Here is a 21,542-nt window from a genome sequence, read left to right on the forward strand (position 1 = left end):
GAGCGCGAGGCCTTGTAATCGTTTACGTAACCGATTACAAACAGCCGTGTGAGGAAACTGCTGCTGCCTGCCCTGACCGCCGCCACCCTGGCCGGGAGCCTCGTCGTCCCCGGCTCCGCCGCTCAGCCCGATGCCGTTCCCGGCGTGATCACCGCTGCCACTGTGCGATCAGCCATCCTCGGCGAGGACATCAACTACAACGTCTACCTGCCGCCCGGGTACGCCGAATCCACCCAGCGCTATCCGGTGCTCTACCTCTTGCACGGGCGCGGCGACACGATGGCCGCCTGGACACAGGTCAAGAGCCGGCTCGACGACTTGATCGGATCCGGCGAGATCCCGCCGACGATCGCGGTGATGCCGGACGCGCCGTGGAGCAGCCGGGCGAGCTACTACGTCGACTCCGCGTACACCGGCGCGGACCCGGGCCGGCCGGTCGAGACGGCGTTCTTCCGCGACCTGGTCCCGCACGTCGACGCGTCGTACCGGACCATCGCGGACCGGACCGGGCGCGCGGTGGCCGGGTACTCGATGGGCGGCGCGGGCGCGTTGCGCTACGCGATGGCGCATCCGGAGGTGTTCGGCGCGTCGATCGTGCTCAGCCCGGCGGTGTACGTCCCGCTGCCGCCGGCCGAGTCCAGCGCCCGGGAGTTCGGTGCCTTCGGCAAGGGTAAGGACCCGTTCTCGGAGGCGGTCTACCTCCGGCTGAACTATCCGGCCGCGTTCAAGTCATTCGCGGCGACGGGACTGCGGTCGCACCTCTACATCGCCGTCGGCGACGACGAGTGGAAGAACCCGAAGCCCGCCGACTACACCCACGACCTCGACTTCGAGGCGCATGTCGTGTTCAACCAGGCCGTGCGGGTGCCGAACCTGACGTCGGAGTTCCGCGTCGTCGACGGCGGGCACGACTGGGACGTCTGGGGGCCGACGTTCGCCGAAGGGGCGAAGTACATCTTCCAGTACATCGGAAAGCCGCCCGCCGTACCGATGAAGGCGACGGTAACGGGTACGGCGGGTGAGGACCGGGCCGGCGGAATCGCGACTGATGCCTCGGGCAACGTTTATCAGGCCGTCGCGGTCGAGGGCTCGCTGGACGGGGCGCCGTACGCGGGTGGCAAGGATGTCGCGTTGACCAAGTACGCGCCGGACGGGACGCGGGAGTGGACGCGCTCGATCGGGACGAGTGGGACGGAACGCGCGTACGGCGTGGCGGTCGACGCTCAGGGGCGAGTTGTGGTGACCGGGTACACGAACGGGAATCTCGACGGCTCGCATGCGGGGAACACGACCGATGACGCTTTCGCGGTGCAGTACGACGGCGCCGGCAACCAACGGTGGCTGAAGCAGTTCGGCGTACCGGGGATTGCAGATCGGAGCTACGCGGTGGCTGCGGACGGCGACGCGATCTATCTCGGCGGGTACACGAAGGGCTCGTTGGGCGGCGCGAACGCGGGCGACAAGGATGTGTTTGTCGCGCGGCTCGACGGTGACGGACTGCAGGTCTGGCTTCGGCAGGTCGGGAGTGCCGGCGAGGACAAGGGCATGACGGTCGCGGTGTCCGGCGGGTCGGTGTACATCGCCGGTATGACGGGTGGTGCGCTGGGTACGCCGGCCGGCGGGGTCGACGGGTTCGTCACTCGGTACTCCGTTGACGGGGATGCGGCGTGGCTGAAGCAGTTCGGGACGTCGGAGACCGACGAGGTGTGGGGGTTGGCGGCCGATCCTGCTGGTGGCGTGCATCTGACGGGCTACACCGCTGGTTCGTTCTCCGGTGCGTTGGTGGGCGACAAGGACTTCATCGTCGCCCGCGTCGATGACGACGGGGTGCTGACGTGGCGGGATCAGTTCGGTACGACGGGGAACGACAAGGGTGCTGCGGTCGCGGCCGACGAGTCCGGGAACCTGTACGTCGCCGGGTTCACCGACGGGGCGTTGGAGACGAGTATCGGCAAGTTCGACGGCGTACTGGCGAAGTACTCCGCGGATCGCACGCGCTCGTGGGTACGGCAGTTCGGTACGGCGGAGGACGACGCCGCCGACCCGTTCGCCGAGGCCAACGTCTACGTAACCACGACGCCGACGGGCACCCAGGTGTCCGGGCTGACGAACACGGATGTGTTCCGGACGGCGTTCAGCGCGGACGGCGCGAACACTCTTCCGTAGAAGGTTTGGTGGGCTCCCCGGCCGCATTCCGGCCGGGCGAGTCACGGCCGGAATCCACCTGACAGACCGGGGAACCCGGTGAACACCTCATCATGTTCGGTGCGTCCGGCACAACTCGTTCAGCCGTTTGTCTTCCCTTATTTTTGGGACTTTCCGTCTCACCTTGCAGATGCACAAGCCACCTGCACGTGCATCCCGCGCCACCCGTGGAGACTCAGCGGGCGATGCACGTGGACAGGTGGTCGTTGACGATGCCTGTCGCCTGCATCAGCGCGTACGCGGTGGTGGGACCGACGAAGACGAAACCCTTCTTTTTCAGGGCTTTCGACAACGCAACGGACTCCGGGGTGGTCGCCGGAACGTCCGCCAGGGTCTTCGGCGCCTCGTGCTCGGCCGGCTGGAACGACCAGACGAGCTCGGTGAACTCCCCGTCGTCCAACTCGAGCAGGGCCCGCGCGTTGTTGATGGTGGCGTTGATCTTCAACCGGTTCCGGACGATGCCCGGATCCGCCATCAAACGCTCGAAGTCGTCCGCGCCGTACTTCGCGATCACCGCCGGGTCGAACTGCGCGAACGCGGCCCGGAAGTTCTCCCGCTTGCGCAGGATGGTGATCCACGACAGCCCGGACTGGAAAGCCTCCAGCGTCAGCCGCTCGAACAACCCGATGTCGTCCCGAATCTCCTTGCCCCACTCGTTGTCGTGGTACTCGACGTACTCCGGCGCCGAGGTCGCCCACCCGCAGCGCGGCTGCCCGTCCGGCCCGATCACCGCCACCGCGCCACCTCCCGCGCCAGCCGCCGCAACGACAGCCGCATCAACGCCTCGAACACCGGACGCACCACCGGCCGCGCGGCAACCCCGAGCCTCCCCAGCGGCGGGACGACATCCTCCGACCAGGTGAACGTGCTCCCGCCGGCTTCCGTACCGCGGCGTCCGGGAGTGATCGTGAACGTGCCGGTGCCACGCACCACGGTGCCGAGGTGCTTCACCGTGCACTCGCGCGGCGGATCCCAATGTGTGATGACCATGTCGTCAGTGAACCCCACGCCACCGACAGAAGTCCGCGCCGCAACCCCGCCGCCGACACCGATGCCGCCGTTTCCGGTCGCCCAAACGCGAGTAAGCAACATCCACCGCGACTGCCGCTCCCAGTCCACCACCACATCCCAGGCCGCCGCCGGATCCAGCGGAAGCGCGATCGACGCCTCCGCATGGCAACTACGCTCGGGCGTCATGAGCCGATTGGATCAGGTCGGCCGCTGATACGCACCCTGCTCCGGCGACGGATACCCACCGTCCTCCGGGGCCGGATAACCACCCTGCTCCGGCCCGTGAGACCTCTGCTCGGCCGTCGGATAGTCACCGTCGTCAGGCGCAGCGTCCCCACCCTGCTGAGGCACCCGCCCATTCGCCGGCAGCGCCTCCTCCTGCCCCGACCACTGCGCCACCCCCTGCTGCTGATCAGCCGGCGGCCAAAACTGCCAACCCCCCTGCTGACCTGCATCCTGCCGCGGCCCAGCCTCCTCCGCAGGACCCTGCTGGGCGTACGGCCCAGAGCCAGGCCGCTCCAGCGGTGCCTGCTCCGGATACGACACCCGGTCCACCGACTGCTCGCCGTACGGCGCCTGGGCCCCAGGCTGCTCGGCATACGGAGGTTGCGCCGGCGACTGCCCGGCGTACGGAGTCTGCGCCGGTGACTGCTCGGCGTACGGTGCCTGCCCCGGCGACTGCTCGGCGTACGGCGCCTGGACTGGCGACTGCCCGGCGTACGGCGCCTGGACTGGCGACTGCTCGGCGTACGGCGCCTGCCCCCGCGACCCCTCGGCGTACGGCGCCTGAACCGGAGACTGCTCGGCGTACGGAGTCTGGGCCGGCGACTGCTCGACGTACGGAGTCTGCGCCGCAGGCTGCTCGGCGTACGGCGTCTGGGGTGGTGGCTGCGGGGAGTTGTTCTGGGGGGCGGGCGGGTGCTGTTGCCACTGGGGTGCCGGCTCAGGCAGGACCCAATGCGGAGTAGGAGCGGGCTGACCGCTCTGCTCTGCCGGCTGCTGAGGCGCGAACGCCTCCGCCTGGGGGCGAGGCGGCTGAGAAGCTACGTGCTGCCCGGCCTGGGAACTCCCCGGCTGCTCAGGCTCAGTAGCAAACTCCGGCCGGACGTGAGCAGTCGACGCAGGCTCACCCGGAAACCACGGCGCGGCCTCCGCCTGCCGACCGTACGACTGCGGCTCGCCAGACTGGTGCTCGACCACAGACTGGGGTTCGCCGAACTGATGCTCGGCCGCGGACTGGCGTCCGAACTGGTGCTCGGCCGCGGACTGGCGTCCGAACTGGTGCTCGGCCGCGGACTGGGGTTCGCCGGGCTGGTGCTCGGCCGCGGACTGGGGTTCGCCGGGCTGGTGCTCGGCGTAAGACTGGGAATCGGACGACTGCTGGCGGGCTTCCGGGGGGCTGTATGGCTGGGGCTGCTGAGAGATGTACGGGTCGGCGGGAGCGGGCTGGGCCTCCGAGGAGTCGGGCCTTGACGGCTGGTCGACGGCGGGGGCTGAGTGTTTCGACGTGCTTCTTCGGGCTACAGCGGGCTGGGTCTGGGCTTCCAGCAATGCACGAGCCTCCGCCTGGAGGCGCTCGTACTCGTCCGCCGCCGTCATGGATGACTGTTTGACCGGCGCTTCCGGGCTGCCCGACTCGGCCTCGCCCTGACCCGAGGCGTCGGGAACCGAACCGCCGGAAACCGACCCGGCACCAGCCGGCGCCTCAGCACCCCACCCGGCGGCCTGCGTACCACCTGTCGGCCCAACGGCAGGCGACCCGGCGGCCGGTCCCCCGGCAGGCGAGGCCGCGGCCGGTCCCCCGGCAGGCGAGCCGGCGGTCGGTCCTCCGGCAGGCATGTCGGCGGGCGCGTGGGCGGCCGGGGAGCCCTCGGTCGGTGCTGCCGGCGCGGCGGCGGGCGGTGCTGCAGCCGGGGAGCCCGCGGTCGGTGCTGCGGGCGCGTCGCCGGTCGGTGCGGCGGGCGCGTCGGCGGTTGGTGCTGCGGCAGGCCCGTCGGCAGGCGGCTCCGCGTTCGGTGCCCCGGCCGACGCGACGTCGCCTCCCTCCACAGCAGCCTGCTCGGCGGTGTCGGTCTCGGCGGCCTCAGCCCGAGCAGCAGCCTGATCGGGCTCAACTTGAGCGGCGCCAGCCTGAGCAGCGCCAGCCTGAGCAGCGTCGGGCTGGGCGGGGTCGGGCTGGGCGGGGTCGGGCTGGGCGGCGTCGGACTGAGCGGCAGCAGCCTGGGCGGCAGCAACCTGGGTGGTGTCGGGCTGGGTGGTGTCGGCGTGGGGTTCGGAAGCGGGGACCGGGGTGGGGAATTCGCCGCCGACGAGGATGGGTTTTTGGATGCCGGTGTCGTCGAAGTCTGACGGGTCGTAGTCCGTGGTCGAGGTGAAGCCGGGGCCGTCGATGATCGGCGACACGGCGCGTTCCAGGTCGGCGATGCGCCGGTCGCGTTCCGCCACCTCCCGGGCGATCCGGTCGAGCAGCGAGTCGACCTCGTCCATCCGGTAGCCGCGCAGGCCGACGCCGAACCGGGCCGACTCGATGTCCTTGGCGGTCAGCGACTGCCGGGCCGGGACGCTGAGGTCGGGCCGGTCGTCGTACGCCGTACTCATGGCACCCCAACGACCCGAGGCCACCACCGCCACAGCCCCGATCAACAGCACCACGATCAGCCCGAAGAACCACATCACGGGACCGATCGTGCCATGCCCGTCGAGTCACCCGCACAACCGGAGCCGGATTCAGCCCTGCGCGAATCCCCGCGGCCCCGCGAAACGGTCAGCTGCCGTCGGAGCCCAGGCGGTGGGCTTCGCGCCGCTCGCGGGCCTCGGGGTTCTCCGTCTCGGCCACGTCCCGGGCGGCCGCCTCCGCTGCTTCCTCGGCCGCCGCATCGGCCAGTTCACCGGCCTTGACGATGTAGCTGATCGCCTCGCCCACGTCGTCGGTCACCACGAACATGTCCAGGTCGGCCGCGGAGATCTTCCCGTCGGCGAGCATCGTCTCGCGCAGCCAGTCGACCAGCCCGCTCCAGTACGACGTACCGAACAGGACGACCGGGAACGACGTGACCTTCCGCGTCTGCGCCAGCGTGAGCGCCTCGAACAGCTCGTCGAGCGTGCCGAACCCGCCCGGCATCACCACGAACCCCTGCGCGTACTTCACGAACATCGTCTTGCGGGTGAAGAAGTAGCGGAAGTTCATCCCGATGTCGACCCACTCGTTCAGGCCGTTCTCGAAGGGCAGCTCGATGCCGAGGCCGACCGAGACACCGCCGGCCTCGGAGGCACCCTTGTTCGCCGCCTCCATCACGCCCGGTCCACCGCCGGTGATCACCGCGTAACCGGCGCCGACGAGTTTCCGCCCGAGCTCCTCCGCGGCGGCGTACATCGGGTCGTCGGGCCGGGTCCGGGCCGAGCCGAACACGCTGATCGCGGCGCCGAGTTCGGCCAGCATGCCGAATCCCTCGATGAACTCCGACTGGATCCGCAGCACCCGCCACGGGTCGGTGTGCACCCAGTCGGACGGTCCCCGGCTGTCCAGCAGCCGCTGCTCCGAGGTCGAGTGCTGCACCTGGTTGCGCCGCATCACCACCGGCCCGCGCTGCTGGGAACCAATCGGACGGTCGGGGTGGATCGAGGGTTCTGCCATGCCCCCAGGTTAGGACCTACTCAGCGGACGGGCCTGCCGACGCGGGGCCCGCCACGAGGAGTACCTACGCCGTCAACCAGGCCCTCAGCCGCTGTTCACACAGCTCGATCTCCGCCTCCGGGACGAACTCCTCCTGCTTGTGCGCGTACAGCGGGTCACCGGGGCCGTAGTTCACCGCCGGTACGCCGAGCAGCGTGAACCGCGCCACGTCGGTCCAGCCGAACTTCGGCTGCGGCTCACCCCCGACCACCTGCAGGAACGCCGCCGCGGCCGGCCGCTCCAACCCGGGAAGCCCACCCGGCGCCGAGTCGGTGACGACCAGGTCGAACCCCTCGAACACCTCTCGCAGGTGCGCCTCGGCCTCCTGCTCCGACCGGTCCGGCGCGAACCGGTAGTTGACCTCGACCGTGCACAGATCGGGTACGACGTTGCCCGCGACCCCACCGTGGATGCCGACCGCGTTCAGCCCCTCGCGGTACTCGAGCCCGTCGATCGGGACCCGGCGGGGCTGGTACGCGGCCAGCCGGGCGAGGATCTCGCCCGCGGCGTGGATCGCGTTCGACCCCATCCAGGACCGGGCCGAGTGCGCCCGTTCGCCGCGGGTGGTGACCTCGACCCGCATGGTGCCTTGGCAGCCTGCCTCGACGACCGCGTTCGACGGCTCCATCACGACCGCGAAGACACCTTCGAGGAGTTCAGGGTTCGACCGGGTCAGCTTGAACAGGCCGTTCCGCTCGGCCTCGACCTCTTCGCAGTCGTAGAAGACATAGGTGACGTCGCGGTTCGGCTCGGTCAGGGTGGCGGCCAGGCGGAGCCCGACCGCGACACCACCCTTCATGTCACAGGCGCCGAGGCCGTGGATCAGGCCGTCCGCGCGGCGGGCCGGGAGGTTGCTGTTCAGCGGGACGGTGTCGATGTGCCCGGCCAGCACGACGCGCTCGTCCCGGCCGATGTCGGTCCGCGCGACCACGGTGTTCCCGTGCCGGAACACCTTCAGGTGCCCGTACGCCGACAGCGCCTTCTCGATCTTGTCGGCGAGCTTCTCCTCGCTGCCGCTGACCGAATGCACATTGACCAGCGCCTCGGTCAGGTCCGGGCCGGACATGGTGAGGTCGAGCTTGCCCATTCAGGAATCCTCTGCCGGTGGTAGGAACACGCAGAACTCGTTGCCCTCGGGATCGGCGCAGATGTTCCAGCCGATGTCGTCGTCCTTGGGCCGCAGCAGTTTCGCACCGGCGTCCAGCACCGGCTGCAGGGCGGGCGCGGTGACGTCCCAGTGGATCCGGTTCTTCACCGTCTTCGGCTCCGGCACCGGGACGAACACCCAGTACGGGAACGGCAGGCCGGGCACGTTCTCGAGCCAGTACCACGGCTTGCCCGGCGTACTCGCAACATCGCCGCCGACCACCCCGGACCACCAGCGCGCCTGCGCCGCCGGGTCGGCCGAGTCGACGACCAACTCCATCAGCCGGTACGCCGGGACGGTGTCGCGGACGAAACCGCAGAACTCACCGCCCTCCGGGTCCTCCAGCACGGTCCAGTGCTGCTCGTCCGTCGGCGGCTTCTGGATGGTCGCGCCCGCACGCAACAGGTCGTCGATCGAGCTGGTACGCACGTCCAGGTGAACCCGCTGCTTCACCGTGCGCGGCTCGTCGACCTTGTTGATCCAGATCGTCTTCTCCGGGAGGTCGCCGACCAGCACGTTCGGGTTGTCGGCCGGCGGGGTCAGCCCGAGCACGCGCCCCCAGAACGCGACCATCGCACTCGGGCATGTCACATCCACGCACAAGTCCTTGAACCGGGCCACGTTCATGGGGCAACCCTAATCCGCGGGACCGACAAACACTTGCTTGGTTAGGGTTGCGGCCATGCGCGACATCCGGCCCGAGATCAGGGCAGCTTCTCAACGCCTCGACGACACGCTGACGACGGTGGACGACGCGGTGGTGCGGGCGCCGTCGGGATTGCTGGGGTGGTCGCGCGGTCATGTCATCACCCACATCGCCAACTTCGCCGAGGCGATGACGCGGCAGGTCGAGGAGGCGCTCCAGGGGCGATTGGTCGAGGTGTACGACGGCGGCCGCCCGGCCCGCGACGCCGCCATCGAAGCCGGCGCCGGCCGATCCGCCGCCGAACTGAAAGCCCATCTGCGCGAGGCGACGGCCACTCTCCTCGCCGCCTGGGACCAGGTCGGCCCGGACGACTGGGAACGCCCGATTCTGCACCGCAACAGCAACCTGGCGGCCGGCATCCACGCCACCTGGCGCGAACTCACCGTCCACACCGTCGACCTGAACCTCGCCCCGACGGCAGACGACTGGTCGCCCGACTTCTGCCTGCACCTCCTCGACTTCCTCCGCCCCCGCACCCCCGAAGGCATCCACCTGATCCTGCGAGCCACCGACGGCACCACCTGGGAGACCGGGACCGGCGAGCCCCGCGTCCTCACCGGCAACCTCACCGACCTCACCGCCTGGTACGCCGGCCGCACCCCACCCGGCCCCGTCACCGGCCCAACCCCCGACCTCCTTTCCTGGCCCTAGCGACCCGCCCCGGGACAGCTGGTAATTCATCCTCGGGCCCGATGTCCGCCGGCGACCGGTGACCTAGCCTCAAAGCGTGCGCTGGACGACGAGGGTCGCGACGCGGCTGCGGCCGCCCTGGCTCGATGTCGCCATCGCCGCCGTGTTCCTGGCGATGACCGTGGCCGAGGCGGTGCTGAACCCCGACGTACGCTCGCCGCTTCAGCACGGCGTGGTCGCCGGCGGTGCGATGCTCACCCTGGCCTGGCGGCGGTCGTTCCCGCTGACCGTCGCGGCAGTCGTCCTCACGATCAACCTGCTCCTGAATCCTGAAGGCGAGTTCTCCGCGCTGCTGTCCCTGGTGCTCGTGTCGTTCACGGTCGGCGCCGAGACCGCTCCTCCGCGCAGCCACGTCGGGCTGGCGTTGGTGCTCGTCCCGTTCGTGGCCGCTTTGGTGGCCGAGGGGCTGGAGCCCAGCGACGTCGCCGCGGCCCTGGTGTTCCTGGTCGGCCCGTGGGCGGTCGGGGGACTACTTCGGCGGCGCACGATCCGCACGGACGAGGCCCTTGCTGAGGTCGACCGGCTCGCTCGCGCGCGGGAGGTCGAGGCGGCGCGAGCCGCCGAGCAGGAGCGGAGGCGCATCGCGCGCGAGCTGCACGACATCGTCTCCCACTCGCTCAGCGTGATCTCCATCCAGACCCAGGCCGTACGCCGACGGCTCGGGCTCGAGCACGCGGCCGAGGCCGCGGACCTGGCCGCCGTGGAGTCGACAGCACGCGAGGCGCTCGCGGAGATGCGCCGGTTGTTCGGCGTCCTTCGCAGTGAGGGAGAGCCGGTGTCACTCGAGCCCCAACCCGGGCTGGCCGAGCTGGGCCGTCTCGTAGACCAGGTGCGCACCTCCGGGCTCGACGTCAGTGTGGTCACGGAGGGCGACACCTACGAGCTGCCGCCCGGCGTCGACCTCGCGGCGTACCGCATCGTCCAGGAGTGCCTGACCAACGCGCTGCGCCACTCGGGCGGGCAACGGGTGGACATCCGCGTGGAGTACGCCCCCACCTCACTGCGGCTGTCTGTCGACGACGACGGCGCCGGCCCGGACGCCGGACCGAGAACCGCCGACGGGCACGGGCTGGTCGGGATCCGGGAACGCGTGACGTTGTACGGCGGCAGCGTGGACGTCACAGCGAGCCCGCTGGGCGGACTCCGGCTGGTCGCCGAGCTGCCCGTTCGGGAGGGGTCATGACGCGGCTGGTGATCGCCGACGACCAGGGCATGGTCCGCGCCGGATTCCGGTCGCTGCTCGAGGCCGAGGACGATCTGGAGGTCGTCGGCGAGGCTGCGAACGGCCAGGAGGCCCTCGACGTCGTACGCCGGACGCGGCCGGACGTGACTCTGATGGACATCCGGATGCCCGTGCTCGACGGCATCTCGGCCACTCGTGCCCTGACCGACGAGGGCAGCCCGACCCGGGTGCTCGTGCTGACGACGTTCGACCTCGACGAGTACGTCTTCGAGGCGCTGCGAGCCGGCGCCTCCGGCTTCCTGCTCAAGGACGCCCCCGCGGAGGAGCTGGCCGCGGCGATCCGAGTGGTGGCTGCCGGCGACTCCCTGCTGGCGCCGGGCGTGACCAGGCGGGTGATCGACGCGTTCGTGCACCGCGCCCCCGCGCCCTCGCGGCGCGACCCGCGGCTGGACCTGTTGACGGCCCGGGAGACAGAGGTCCTCGGGCAGCTCGCGCGGGGTCGCTCCAACACCGACATCGCAGCCCGGCTGTTCGTCTCCGAGGCGACCACGAAGACCCACGTCAGCAACGTGCTCTCCAAGCTGCAGCTGCGGGATCGGGTGCAGGCGGTGATCTTCGCCTACGAGAACGGTGTCGTCGTGCGGGGTGAGGGCGACGGCGATCGACCGCGCGGCTGATCCTGATCTCCGTCCCGTGGCCGATCCATGCTGAGGCAGGCGGCGGTGAAGGTGGGGGCAGATCCAAACCACGGGAGGACTCACGACCATGACCACCATCACCCCAGCCGACCAAGGCGCGTCCCTCGAGGCTCCTGTCAAGACGACCCGGCGCTCCGCGTTGTCGGCGCGCCGGGTGTTCCTCGTCGCCTCGCCGGTGCTGGCCGGCCTCTTCGCCGTACTCGGAGCCGCCGCCGATCCGGCCGCGGGCCAGTCCGGGCGCGAGTTGTACCAGAACTACGCGGCAAACCCCGACGTTCTGCAGTGGAAGTCGATCGGGTTCCACTGGTCCTACGCGTTCTGGATCACGCCGGCCATGCTGCTCGCGGCGTACGTCCGGGACCGCGGCTCCTGGCTGGCGAATGTCGGCGCGTTCCTCGGATTCGTGGGCGCCACCTCACTGCCTGGTCTGCTGTTCGTCGACTACTACGACTCGGCCATCGGGCAGGTCGCGGGCGTGGACACCGCCGTGGAAGTGACGCGACTGATCGAGGACACCATGTGGGGTGCCGGCGTGCTGGCGGTCCCCGGGATCGCCGGCCTGATGCTGGCGCTCCCGGTCGCGGCCGTCGCCGCCTGGCGCGGAGGCATTGTCCGCTGGTGGGCGCCGCTCGCCGTGGTCGCGGGATTCCTGGCCTTCTCGATCTCCGGAGTGATGTGGTGGGGCTGCGTCATCACCACCGCGTTCTTCGCGGTCTTCGCCTACGAGGTGGCGCGGGGAACGCGGCCCTGAGGGCGGCCGCCGGCGGGTTGTTCGACCGATGGCTGGTTGCAACAGACCGGCCATCGCATAACCCGCCGGCGACCGGCTCAACTCACCGTGAAGTCGTCCAGTTGGATCCAGGTGTCCGTGTTGGGGGCGTTGAAGCCGGCGTAGACGGTGACCTCGTGGATTCCGGCGGGGATGGTGACGGTGACCTCGTGGTGGGCGTAGCCGTTGGAGGCGCCGAAGGTCTTCGAGGCCAGGTCCTGGGTTCCGGAGCGGACGCCGAAGCGGCCCTGGCCGGCGGGCAACCCTGCGGACGCGTTGATCCAGGAGCCGAACGTGTACGTCGTACCCGGGACGACCGGCACGGTTTGGTACAGGGCGCTCCAGCCGGTGCAGGTGCAGCGGATCCAGCCGTTGTTGGCGCCGGAGTGCGCGAACCCGAGACCACGGTCGACACCGTTGGCCGCCGTACCTTCGAAGAGCCAGGCCGGCTTCCCACCGCCTGTTCCCTCGAATCCACCGTCGGCGAGTTGGGCGACGTACCGAACCGCCAACTCGGACACCGACGTGTAACTGCGGGTCCCGCCCGGCAGCCCGATCACTCGCACACCGTCGGTCTCCTGGACCGGAAAGGTGATGGTGTACGTCTTGTTCGCACCGGCCGTGGCGTCTCCCGGGTACGCCGGCGACACGGTCTGCGCGCCGACTTCCACCCACGAGCCGTCGACCTTCACCTGCACCCGCGGCCGACCGGTGAAGTACCCACCTTCACTCGACACGGCCCCGGAGGTGAACTCGACCCGGTTGACCTTCTGCTTACCGGGCCAGGTGTAGCCCCACCACGACGCGCCCTTGATCTCGTCGTCGAAGTCGGTCTCGCTGCCGGTCAGCGCACCGTCGTTCATCAACGCCAGGCTGCCCGACTGCGTCGACTTCGAGATCGCGACCGCACCGGTGGACGAGGCAGCCAGGTTGTCGTTGCCCGGCAGATTGTCCGCCGCATCCGGCACCGACGGTGTCAGCACCAGCTTGCGCAGGTTGAAGTTGTAGACCGACGTCCCGATCCCACCGCCACCGCACGGGCACACGTTCGCCTGCACGTACATGGTCCGCCCGTCCGGCTGGACGAACTTCGACGGGATCGTCACGCCGTACCCGCCGTACTTCGAGGTCGACCACGGGTACCCGCCGAAGTCCTTGCTGAGGAAGTGTTTCCACGGGCCCCACGGCGTCGGCGCCTCGTAGAACTCGAAGGTGTACTCCGTCCACGACGTGTAGACATATCGCTTCTGCTTCTCCAGGTACGTGACACCGCCCTGGCTGATCACGCTCAGGTTCGACGCGTTCGTCCCGTACGTCTGGGCGTACAGCCGCCGCTGGTCGGTCAGCACCGGCTTGCGGTCGGCGATCTGCTTCGACCAGGCCGGCCCGCGGTCGTTGCTCCCGGCATAGAACTGCCAGGCGCCGCGGTCCTGCACCTTGCCCTTGGGGACCCGCGCCATGAACACACTCTGCGGATCCGCGACGGTGTCGTCGAACGAGTCCCGCCAGTTCCCGTCCAGGCCGTAGGCGTAGACGTACCCGTCCGGCGCGAGCGCACCACCCTTGCCGAAGTCGGCGAACCAGATCGTCGTGAACACGTGGTCGGAGAACATCGGCCGGGACTTGTCCCAGGTCCAGGTCCGCCCGTGGTCGGTCGACTTCAGGATCGTCGCCGCCGGTACGTCGTTGAAGTCGAGCGCCAGGTCCTGGACCGCCAGGTACAGCGTGTCGCCGACGCACACCATGCCGGTGGGCTTGCGGTTGTACCCGCCGCCGCTCCAGATCGACCCGACCTGGTCGCCCTTCGAGATCGTCGTCCCGGTGAGGTTCCCGGGGGTGCCGTCGATCTCGTTGACCGCGATGTCGGCGAAGTCGCCGTCGAGGCTGAACCCCTTGCCGTCGCCGTTGGCGGCGTACAGCTTGTCGTTGCCGGCCCAGCAGGACGGCCACAGGTCGCCGTCGCTCTGGCTCGGCATCCCCTTCGACTCGACCTCGGCCGTGCCGATGTAGTTGCTGGGAGCAACAGGAGCGGCCGGTTGCCGCCCCGAGTCGATCGCCAGCGCCGCCGAGCCGAACACCAGCGGCAGGACAGCCAACAAGGCCCCACGCTTCATGCGCTATCCCTTCAGGGTCTGGTACCAGTACGCGACCGACGACCAGTCGTCACTGCGCTTGTTCGCGTGCCCGTGCTCGATGGTCACGCGGATGGACTCGAAGAACGTGATCGGATCCTCGATGTGGAAGCGGTACAGCGAGATCTCGCCGCTCCAGTTCGGCCCACCGGGCAGGGTGATGCCGTGGTACGGCGCCGAGTACGCCTCGCTCGGGCACCAGGCGGTGTTGAAGTAGTCCTCGGTGCCGGTGCCGTGCAGTGACGGCGGGAACGGTTCGCCGTCGATGAAGATCATGTCGTCGCCCTCGCCGTACCAGTTCCAGTCGGCCGAGTCGCGCAGGTTGCGGATGCTGACGACGCACCCGACGTAGTGCCCCCTTGCCCTCGGTGTCGAGGACGACGTAGTTGCCGGCACCGTCCAGGTTGGTGCCCTCCACCTGGTACTGCCGCAGCGTCTCGTCACCCTGGTCGACCCCGTCGGTCGGGTTCTGCCGGTTGTACGACGCGTGGAAGTACCCGAGCCCGTCCTGGACGCCGTCGAACAGTTCGTAGTCGATGTAGTAGTAGAAGAACACCGGCGCCGCGGTCAGCTCCGAGATCAGCTCGACGCGGGCCCGACCGGCGAACGGCATGTGGAACCAGCAGTTGAACCCCTTGCCGTCCTGCGGGCTCATCTGCAAGGGGGCACTGACGAAGTTCACCGTCCTGCCGTGCCCCACGCCGAAGAAGTCGCCGAGCGGCACCAGCACACTCGGCTCGGACGAGTCCTCCCAGGTGATCTTGAGGATCAGCTTGCGCAGGTAGTCGCCGTCCATCTCGTCCGGACCCCACGGACTGTCCCGCGCCACCGTGCACCAGATGTGGTTGATCGATCCCGGTCCCTCGAGATCCGCCAGTACGGCGGTCTCACCCGGCCGGATCGTCAGGCGGTCGTCGTTGCCACCGGATCGGTCCCAGCTCGACGCGCGCCGCCGCTTGGAGTTCCTCAGTCGCGGCAGATCACGCAGACTGCTGCCATAGTCGCCGTACATTCCAGCCTTTCAGCTACTTGAGGCCGGTCGTCTTCATCGCGTCGACCAGCCGTTTCTGGCCCGCGACGAACACCACGACCGTCGGGATGGCCGCGATCACCGCGGCCGCGAGGATGAGGTTCCACGCCGAGGCGTACTGACCCTGCATGCCGGACACACCGAGCTGGATGACGCGCAGGTCCGGGTTCCGGGTGATGGTCAGCGGCCAGAGGAACGCGTTCCAGTTGGCCAGGAAGAACAGCACCGACAGCGAGGCCAGCACCGGCCGGCTGAGCGGCAGGATGACGCTCCAGTACCGGCGCCAGTAGCCGCAGCCGTCCAGGTCGGCCGCCTCCTCCAGCTCGCGCGGGATGTTCAGGTAGTACTGCCGGAGCAGGAAGATCCCGAAGGCGTGGAAGATGCTCGGCACGATCAGGCCGGCGTAGCTGTCCAGCAGGCCGAGTTGCTTGGCCACCAGGAACAGCGGCACCAGGATCACCGGCAGCGAGACGAGCAGCGTCGACATGATGCCGGAGAAGATGATCCCGCGGCCGGGGAACCGCAGCCGGGCCAGCGCGTACGCCGCCATCGAGTGGAAGAACAGCGCCACCACGGTGACCACGACCGACACCACCGCACTGTTCAGCATGAACCGAGGCATCGGGATCTTCAGCAGCACGTACTGCAGGTTGTCCAGCGTCCAGGTGGTCGGCCAGCCGAACGAGAACACGTCCTCGGCCGGTTTCAGCGCGCTGATCGCGATCCACAGCAGCGGCAGGACGGCGATGATCGCCAGGACATGGGCAAGGATCGGCAGGAATCTAATCCTCATCGAACCGGCCTCCTCGGGTGAAGCCGAACATCAGGCCGGTGCAGATCACCAGGACTGCGACGACCACGGTGGTCAGGGCGGCGGCGTACCCCATGTTGTTGAAGGTGAACGCCTGCTCGTAGATGTAGAGCACGACCGTGCTGGTCGCCCGGGCCGGGCCGCCCTTGGTGAGGACGAAGACCAGGTCGAACGCCTGCAGGCCGGTGACGGCGCCGATGGTCGAGTTGACCACGACGAAGAAGCTGGTCGGGCGCAGCAACGGCCAGATCACGTACCGAAACCGTTGCCACGTGCCCGCGCCGTCGATCTGCGCGGCGTCCTCGAGTTCCTTCGGCACGTCCTTGAGCCCGGCCAGGAAGACCAGCATCTGGTAGCCCATCAGGAACCAGACGCTGATCACCACATAGGTGCCGAGGGCAAGGGCGGGCGTACCGAGGAAGGACACGTCGCCGAGGCCGAACGGCGCCAGCAGCTTGGACAGCGCGCCGCGCTTGTCGACCAGCAGGAACTGCCAGATCAGGCCGACCACGACCAGGCTGACCACGTTGGGCAGGAAGAAGGCCGAGCGGACCCAGCCGATGCCCTTGAAGTGGTTGCGGACCAGCATCGCCAGCGCGAAGCTGACCACGAACGCGAGCGGCACGAACGTGACCACGTAGATCGCGGTGACCTTGAGCGACGCCCAGAGCTGGTCGTCGCCGAACATCAGCTTGTAGTTGGCCAGACCGACGTACTGGTAGTTCCCGAAGCCGTCGACCTTGAAGAACGCGACGCCGAAGGCGAGCACCATCGGCAGCGCGACGAAGATCAGCAGGCCGATGGTGTCCGGCGCGAGGAAGGCGTACGCCGCCAGGGCCTCACGCCGTTTCCGGGTCATACCAGCCTTCGGCCGTCGAGCCGAAGCCGTCGCCTGTGGCTTGGACGGAGGGGCTGTGGTGGTGACCATCAGCTGATCGGCGCGCCCTGGTAGGTCTTCAGGAACGTGTCGATCCGGGCCGCCGCGTCGGCCGCCGCCTTGGCCGGGTCGGCGGCGTTCAGCTGGCAGGCCTGGATGGCGTCGGCGATCGGCTGGTACACCTCCGGTGGGAACCGCGGCTCCGGCTTGCCGGTCGGCGCGATCTCGCTGACGAACTGCTTCAGCACACCCTCAGCGAACGCGCCCTTCGCGTCGGCGGCCTCCTGCACCGACTTGCGCGGCGGCACGTTGGTCTTCACCACGGTGTTCCACTGCCGCTGCCGCTCGACACCGGCGGCGTCGGTCGAGCCGAGCGCCCAGGCGATGAACTTGGCCGCGGCCTCGGGGTTCTTGCCCTTGGCGTTGGCGACGAAGGCCCAGCCGCCGAGGTCGGTGGCCGGCTTGCCGCCGTCCGGAATCGGGTGCGGGATGATGCCGTACTTGAAGTTCTTCGCCTTGGCCCGCATGTCGGCGACCGCCCAGATGCCGCTCTGCTGCATCGCGACCGCGCCCGAGCCCAGGTTGGACACCACGTCACCGCCGCCGTCGCCGAGCGCCTTGCGCGGAGCCACCTTGTTCTGGATCGTGTCCTGCCAGAACTTCAGCGCCTGGACGGCGGCCGGGGAGTCGAACGCGACCTTGCCGTCCTTGATCGGGGTGCCGTCGCCCTGCCAGAGGAACGGGTACCAGGTGAAGTTCTGGTAGTAGCCGGGCAGCGTCTCGAACATCACGCCGTACCGGTCCTTGCCGGTCAGCTTCTCCGCGACCGCGAGGGTCTGGTCCCAGGTCTTCGGCAGGTCGGCCTCGGACAGGCCGGCCTTCTCGAACGCGGTCTCGCTGTAATACATCGCGAGCGGCTCGATCTCCATCGGCAGGCCGTAGACCTTGCCGTCGACGCTGCGGGCCTCGAGCAGGCCGGGCAGGTAGTCGGCCTTCGCCTCCTCCGACAGCGCCGGCCCGAGGTCCTGCAGGACGCCGCCGTTGTAGTAGCGCAGGAAGTCACCGGGGCTGATCAGGAAGATGTCCGGGCCCTGTCCCGACTGGAACGCGGTCTGCAGGGTGGTGCCGTTCAGGTAGTCCTTGCCGGGGATGTAGCGCAGCTTGACCTTGACGTCGTTGTTCTTGTTCCACTCCTCGACCAGCGAGACGAACCACTTGCTCTGCGGGCCCTGGTCGTCGGAGGGTCCGTAGAAGTTCCAGAACGACATCTCCTTGGCGTTGCCGCCGGACTCGTCACCACCACAGGCGGTCAGCAGCGGTCCGCCGACCGCAGAGGCGGCCAGTGCGCCCAGTCCGCCGCGCAGGATCGAACGCCGGCTGACCGGCGTGGCAGGGCTGTGGCGTCGTGCAGGGAAGGGTGTTGCGGCCATCAGGTGCTCCAGGGGTGTCTCGAACGGCCGACCGTGTTTAACCGTTTCGGGGCAATCGATTTCTCGCAATCTACGAGTGACGCCCTGGCCGGTCAAGGCCCGGACCGGTGTCGATGTGGTCAAATCTGCCGATTCCCTCGTGCAGGCGAGGTTTCGACCGACGTGCAGGCGTTGACACTGCCGGACCCCGCTGCCTAGTCTGCGGAAATCGATTTCTGAGATGAGAGGGCTCTGGGATGCCAGTTGTGCCGAATCGTGGCGGTGTCGAGGCACCCCGGGATCTGGTCGCGTTGGGGCTGCAGGCGGCGAGGAACGCGATCGAGACCGAGGCGGCGGCCGTGTCGGCGCTGGCGGACCGGTTGGACGGGGCGTTCCTGGACGTGCTGATCGCGGTCGCCGGCTGCGAAGGTCACCTGGTGGTGACCGGTCTCGGCAAGTCCGGGCTGGTCGGCCGCAAGATCGCCGCCACCCTGGCCAGCACCGGTACGCCGGCGACCTTCATCCATTCCGGGGACGCGCTGCACGGCGACTCCGGTGCGGTCACCAACCGCGATCTCGTCCTGGCCCTGTCCGCGTCCGGCGAGACCGCCGAGGTGTGCGCGTTCGCGCGGATGCTGCGCGAGCGCGAGATCCCGGTGATCGCGATGACCGGCAACGAGGAGTCCACGCTGGCGCGGATCGCGACGTACACGCTGGACACGATGGTGCTGCGCGAGGCGGATCCGCTGAACCTCGCCCCGACCGCGTCCACCACCGCCGCCCTCGCGATGGGCGACGCGCTGGCTTGCGCCCTCGTCGTCCTGCGGGACTTCAGCCATCACGACTTCGCCCGCTTCCACCCGTCCGGCGCCCTCGGCCGGCGGCTGCTGGGGGAAGAGGCATGAACCGATATGACGTGTGTGTACTGGGCTCGTTCATGAAGGATCTGGTGGCCACCGCGGAACGCCGGCCGCTGCCCGGTGAGACCCTGCACGGGACCGGGTTCGCCGAGTTCCTCGGCGGCAAGGGCGTCAACCAGGCGATCGCGGCCGCACGGATGGGCGCGCGGACGGCGATCGTCGGGACGATCGGCGAGGACCGGTACGGCGAGGAGTTCCTCGAACTGCTCGAGTCCGACGGCGTCGACACCTCGTGGGTCGTCCGGCACCCCGAACTCGGCACCGGGGTGGGACTCCCGCTGGTCCTGCCCGACGGCGGCAACTCGATCATCATCGTGTCCCGCGCCAACGCCGCGATCACCCCCGCCGACGTCGAGGCGGCCGCGGACGTGCTGACCGCCAGCGCCGTCCTCAGCGTGCAACTGGAACTCCCGGTCGAGGCGAGCCGAACTGCCCTCCGGCTCGCCTCGACCGCGGGTGTCACCACGATCCTCACGCCGGCTCCGGTCGGACCCGTCGACTCGTCGCTGGCGTCGTACGTCGACATCCTGGTCCCCAACGAGGTCGAGGCGGCCGCGCTGACCGGGCTGGACTGCGACGACGAATCGCAGGTGCCGGTGATCGCCCGCAAACTCGCGGACGAGTGGGACCTTCGGGGCTGTGTGGTGACACTGGGCGCGCGGGGTGCGTTCGTCGTCGACCGAACGACCCAGGCCGAGGTCTGGATCGATCCGCATCAGGTGGCGACGGTCGACACGGTCGGCGCCGGCGATGCGTTCTGCGGCTCGCTGGCCGCGTCGCTCGCCGCCGGGTCCGAGCTCGTGGACGCCGTACGACTCGCCAATGCCGCCGGTGCCCTGTCGACCACCGTGAACGGCGCCGCCGACTCCGCTCCGGACCGGGCCGCCGCCCTCGCCCTGCTGGACGGCGCGGCCTTCTCGGTGGGCCCGCCCTCGTCGTGAGATCCTTAGTGCTCCAGGAGTGGCGGAGCTTGAGCGATGCTGGCGTCCAGGTGCGTGCATCGCGTTCTTTGAGCGGCGTCCTCGATGCGGAGCATCGTGGATGTTGCTCAAAGGGCGCGAGGTGCGTGCATGGGCGTCAGCAGCGCCAAGCTACGCCACTCCTGGAGCACTCTCCCCCGGATCGGAGTTAGAGTGCGATCCAGACGATCTACTGGACTCCAGCGGGGAGCAGGCATGACGACGATCTACGACGTCGCGCGTAGATCCGGTGTGTCTCCGGCCACCGTCTCGCGCGTGCTGAGCGGCCGGCGCAACGTGGATCCGGAGTTGTCCGAGAAGGTCCGCGCCGCGGTGGCGGAACTGGGTTACCGCCCGAACGGCGTGGCCAGAAACCTCCGCAAATCCAGTACGAACCTGTGGGCCGTTGTCATCTCCGACATCGAGAACCCGTTCTTCACCTCGCTCGTCCGCGGTCTGGAGGACGTCGCCCAGACCGAGGGCTTCCACGTCGTCCTGTGCAACTCCGACGAGGACCCGGCCAAGGAGACGGCGTACGCCTCGGCGGTGCTGACCGAGCAGATGGCCGGTGTGGTGATCTCCCCGACCAGTACGGCGGAAGGCGTGCAGCAACTCGCGGACGCGAAGATCCCGATGGTGCTGATCGACCGCCGGGTCGACGGCGTCGAGGCGGACACTGTCCTGGTCGACAACGAGCACGGCGCGACCGAGGGCGTGAAGCACCTGATCGACGGCGGTTACCGGCGGATCGCGTGCATCACCGGTCCGCGCAAGGTCAGTACGGCGATGGACCGGCTGGCCGGTTACCGGGCCGCGCTGCGGGCCGGCGGGATCCGCTACGACAAGGACCTGGTCCGGCACGCCGACTTCCGCGAGGCCGGTGGGTACGCCGCGATGGAGAGCCTGCTCGAGTTGCCCGAGCCGCCGGAGGCGTTGTTCGTCACGAACAACCTGATGACGGTCGGCGCCCTGGAATGCCTGGCGAAGAAGGGCGTCCGCGCCCCGGCCGACATCGCCGTCGTCGGCTTCGACGACATCCCGTGGGCCGACCTCGTCGTCCCCAGCCTGACCACAGTGGCCCAGCCCACCTACGAACTCGGTCGCACGGCCGGCCTGCTGCTGAAGGACCGCATCGCCTCCCCCGGCCGACCGCCCTCCACCGTCACCCTCCGCACCGAACTCCACATCCGAGCCACCTCAGCCCCCAGGAAAACAAAGAAGTAAGAGCAACACCGCGCTCTGTCGGTGCTGATGGCGCGGGCGATGTTCGGTCAGTGCGGTGGGGGTGGCGGGGTGTTTCCAGCTTGGATCCAGGCCACATA

19 protein-coding genes and 1 pseudogene are annotated in these 21,542 nt (G+C 69.1%); 8 read left to right on the forward strand and 12 right to left on the reverse strand.

Annotation, left to right across the window (positions count from 1 at the left end; genetic code table 11):
* Positions 1–48 precede the first annotated feature (48 nt).
* Entirely contained in the window at positions 49–2,166 is a 2,118-nt protein-coding gene (locus tag ACYVOK_RS27575; RefSeq protein WP_460665458.1) for an alpha/beta hydrolase-fold protein, read from the forward strand.
* Between the two features lie 214 nt (positions 2,167–2,380).
* Here ACYVOK_RS27575 and ACYVOK_RS27580 read toward each other — a convergent pair whose 3' ends face one another.
* From ACYVOK_RS27580 to ACYVOK_RS27605, 6 genes are all read right to left on the reverse strand, one after another.
* A complete protein-coding gene (locus ACYVOK_RS27580) occupies positions 2,381–2,941 on the reverse strand; it encodes a DNA-3-methyladenine glycosylase I (protein ID WP_460665459.1) in 561 nt (186 codons plus the stop codon).
* The gene (locus tag ACYVOK_RS27585) at positions 2,932–3,402 is read right to left on the reverse strand and encodes an SRPBCC family protein (RefSeq protein WP_460665460.1); all 471 of its coding nucleotides are present in this window, start codon (positions 3,400–3,402) and stop codon (positions 2,932–2,934) included. Before ACYVOK_RS27585 ends, ACYVOK_RS27580 begins: the two co-directional genes overlap by 10 nt.
* A 12-nt stretch (positions 3,403–3,414) precedes the next feature.
* Positions 3,415–5,889 carry a DivIVA domain-containing protein gene (locus ACYVOK_RS27590; protein ID WP_460665744.1) on the reverse strand — a complete coding sequence of 825 codons (2,475 nt, stop codon included), beginning with the start codon at positions 5,887–5,889 and terminating at the stop codon, positions 3,415–3,417.
* A 91-nt stretch (positions 5,890–5,980) separates the two neighbouring features.
* Positions 5,981–6,850 carry an LOG family protein gene (locus tag ACYVOK_RS27595; protein WP_460665461.1) on the reverse strand — a complete coding sequence of 290 codons (870 nt, stop codon included), beginning with the start codon at positions 6,848–6,850 and terminating at the stop codon, positions 5,981–5,983.
* A 64-nt stretch (positions 6,851–6,914) separates the two neighbouring features.
* Entirely contained in the window at positions 6,915–7,976 is a 1,062-nt protein-coding gene (gene dapE / locus ACYVOK_RS27600) for a succinyl-diaminopimelate desuccinylase (protein ID WP_460665462.1), read from the reverse strand.
* Complete coding sequence (locus ACYVOK_RS27605) at positions 7,977–8,663, reverse strand: VOC family protein (protein ID WP_460665463.1); 687 nt, start codon at positions 8,661–8,663, stop codon at positions 7,977–7,979.
* A gap of 55 nt (positions 8,664–8,718) precedes the next feature.
* On the opposite strand from ACYVOK_RS27605, the gene ACYVOK_RS27610 reads away from it, so the two are divergent.
* From ACYVOK_RS27610 to ACYVOK_RS27625, 4 genes are all read left to right on the forward strand, one after another.
* On the forward strand, positions 8,719–9,393 hold the full coding sequence (locus ACYVOK_RS27610) for a maleylpyruvate isomerase family mycothiol-dependent enzyme (RefSeq protein ID WP_460665464.1): 675 nt from the start codon (positions 8,719–8,721) through the stop codon (positions 9,391–9,393).
* Between the two features lie 76 nt (positions 9,394–9,469).
* A complete protein-coding gene (locus ACYVOK_RS27615) occupies positions 9,470–10,615 on the forward strand; it encodes a sensor histidine kinase (RefSeq protein ID WP_460665465.1) in 1,146 nt (381 codons plus the stop codon).
* Complete coding sequence (locus ACYVOK_RS27620; protein WP_460665466.1) at positions 10,612–11,292, forward strand: response regulator; 681 nt, start codon at positions 10,612–10,614, stop codon at positions 11,290–11,292. Before ACYVOK_RS27615 ends, ACYVOK_RS27620 begins: the two co-directional genes overlap by 4 nt.
* An 88-nt stretch (positions 11,293–11,380) precedes the next feature.
* Positions 11,381–12,064 carry a hypothetical protein gene (locus tag ACYVOK_RS27625; protein ID WP_460665467.1) on the forward strand — a complete coding sequence of 228 codons (684 nt, stop codon included), beginning with the start codon at positions 11,381–11,383 and terminating at the stop codon, positions 12,062–12,064.
* 77 nt (positions 12,065–12,141) lie between these two features.
* Here the strand turns inward: ACYVOK_RS27625 and ACYVOK_RS27630 are convergent, their stop codons facing one another.
* The 6 genes and pseudogenes from ACYVOK_RS27630 to ACYVOK_RS27655 form a co-directional block, all read right to left on the reverse strand.
* Positions 12,142–14,196, reverse strand: a complete 2,055-nt coding sequence (locus ACYVOK_RS27630; protein ID WP_460665468.1) for a DUF4185 domain-containing protein — start codon at positions 14,194–14,196, stop codon at positions 12,142–12,144.
* A gap of 3 nt (positions 14,197–14,199) precedes the next feature.
* Positions 14,200–14,658: a glycoside hydrolase family 172 protein gene (locus ACYVOK_RS27635; protein WP_460665745.1), complete on the reverse strand. Its 459-nt coding sequence runs from the start codon at positions 14,656–14,658 to the stop codon at positions 14,200–14,202.
* Positions 14,624–15,226 (reverse strand): annotated as a pseudogene (locus tag ACYVOK_RS27640) (DUF2961 domain-containing protein); the annotation flags it as partial. The gene ACYVOK_RS27635 and the pseudogene ACYVOK_RS27640, both read right to left, overlap by 35 nt.
* 13 nt (positions 15,227–15,239) lie before the next feature.
* Entirely contained in the window at positions 15,240–16,037 is a 798-nt protein-coding gene (locus tag ACYVOK_RS27645; RefSeq protein WP_460665469.1) for a carbohydrate ABC transporter permease, read from the reverse strand.
* Positions 16,027–16,914, reverse strand: coding sequence for a carbohydrate ABC transporter permease (locus tag ACYVOK_RS27650; RefSeq protein ID WP_460665470.1), 888 nt, complete (start codon positions 16,912–16,914; stop codon positions 16,027–16,029). Before ACYVOK_RS27650 ends, ACYVOK_RS27645 begins: the two co-directional genes overlap by 11 nt.
* A 68-nt stretch (positions 16,915–16,982) precedes the next feature.
* Entirely contained in the window at positions 16,983–18,362 is a 1,380-nt protein-coding gene (locus ACYVOK_RS27655) for an ABC transporter substrate-binding protein (protein WP_460665471.1), read from the reverse strand.
* A gap of 245 nt (positions 18,363–18,607) precedes the next feature.
* Here ACYVOK_RS27655 and ACYVOK_RS27660 point away from each other — a divergent pair, with 245 nt between their 5' ends.
* The 3 genes from ACYVOK_RS27660 to ACYVOK_RS27670 all read left to right on the forward strand — a co-directional run bounded on the left by ACYVOK_RS27660 (position 18,608) and on the right by ACYVOK_RS27670 (position 21,444).
* Entirely contained in the window at positions 18,608–19,246 is a 639-nt protein-coding gene (locus ACYVOK_RS27660) for a KpsF/GutQ family sugar-phosphate isomerase (protein WP_460665472.1), read from the forward strand.
* Positions 19,243–20,202 (forward strand): ribokinase, encoded by a 960-nt coding sequence (locus ACYVOK_RS27665; protein WP_460665473.1) that lies wholly within the window; start codon positions 19,243–19,245, stop codon positions 20,200–20,202. The genes ACYVOK_RS27660 and ACYVOK_RS27665 overlap by 4 nt, the downstream gene beginning before the upstream one ends.
* A gap of 234 nt (positions 20,203–20,436) precedes the next feature.
* Positions 20,437–21,444, forward strand: coding sequence for a LacI family DNA-binding transcriptional regulator (locus ACYVOK_RS27670; protein WP_460665474.1), 1,008 nt, complete (start codon positions 20,437–20,439; stop codon positions 21,442–21,444).
* Positions 21,445–21,542 lie beyond the last annotated feature (98 nt).

The sequence above is a fragment of the Kribbella swartbergensis genome (assembly GCF_054784135.1).

Bases quoted from the DNA above. Each gene is read 5' to 3' on its own strand.
- ACYVOK_RS27585 (WP_460665460.1), bottom strand. From the start codon at position 3,402: ATGACGCCCGAGCGTAGTTGCCATGCGGAGGCGTCGATCGCGCTTCCG.
- ACYVOK_RS27590 (WP_460665744.1), bottom strand. From the start codon at position 5,889: ATGTGGTTCTTCGGGCTGATCGTGGTGCTGTTGATCGGGGCTGTGGCG.
- ACYVOK_RS27595 (WP_460665461.1), bottom strand. From the start codon at position 6,850: ATGGCAGAACCCTCGATCCACCCCGACCGTCCGATTGGTTCCCAGCAG.
- dapE (WP_460665462.1), bottom strand. From the start codon at position 7,976: ATGGGCAAGCTCGACCTCACCATGTCCGGCCCGGACCTGACCGAGGCG.
- ACYVOK_RS27605 (WP_460665463.1), bottom strand. From the start codon at position 8,663: ATGAACGTGGCCCGGTTCAAGGACTTGTGCGTGGATGTGACATGCCCG.
- ACYVOK_RS27610 (WP_460665464.1), top strand. From the start codon at position 8,719: ATGCGCGACATCCGGCCCGAGATCAGGGCAGCTTCTCAACGCCTCGAC.
- ACYVOK_RS27620 (WP_460665466.1), top strand. From the start codon at position 10,612: ATGACGCGGCTGGTGATCGCCGACGACCAGGGCATGGTCCGCGCCGGA.
- ACYVOK_RS27625 (WP_460665467.1), top strand. From the start codon at position 11,381: ATGACCACCATCACCCCAGCCGACCAAGGCGCGTCCCTCGAGGCTCCT.
- ACYVOK_RS27630 (WP_460665468.1), bottom strand. From the start codon at position 14,196: ATGAAGCGTGGGGCCTTGTTGGCTGTCCTGCCGCTGGTGTTCGGCTCG.
- ACYVOK_RS27645 (WP_460665469.1), bottom strand. From the start codon at position 16,037: ATGAGGATTAGATTCCTGCCGATCCTTGCCCATGTCCTGGCGATCATC.
- ACYVOK_RS27650 (WP_460665470.1), bottom strand. From the start codon at position 16,914: ATGACCCGGAAACGGCGTGAGGCCCTGGCGGCGTACGCCTTCCTCGCG.
- ACYVOK_RS27655 (WP_460665471.1), bottom strand. From the start codon at position 18,362: ATGGCCGCAACACCCTTCCCTGCACGACGCCACAGCCCTGCCACGCCG.
- ACYVOK_RS27665 (WP_460665473.1), top strand. From the start codon at position 19,243: ATGAACCGATATGACGTGTGTGTACTGGGCTCGTTCATGAAGGATCTG.
- ACYVOK_RS27670 (WP_460665474.1), top strand. From the start codon at position 20,437: ATGACGACGATCTACGACGTCGCGCGTAGATCCGGTGTGTCTCCGGCC.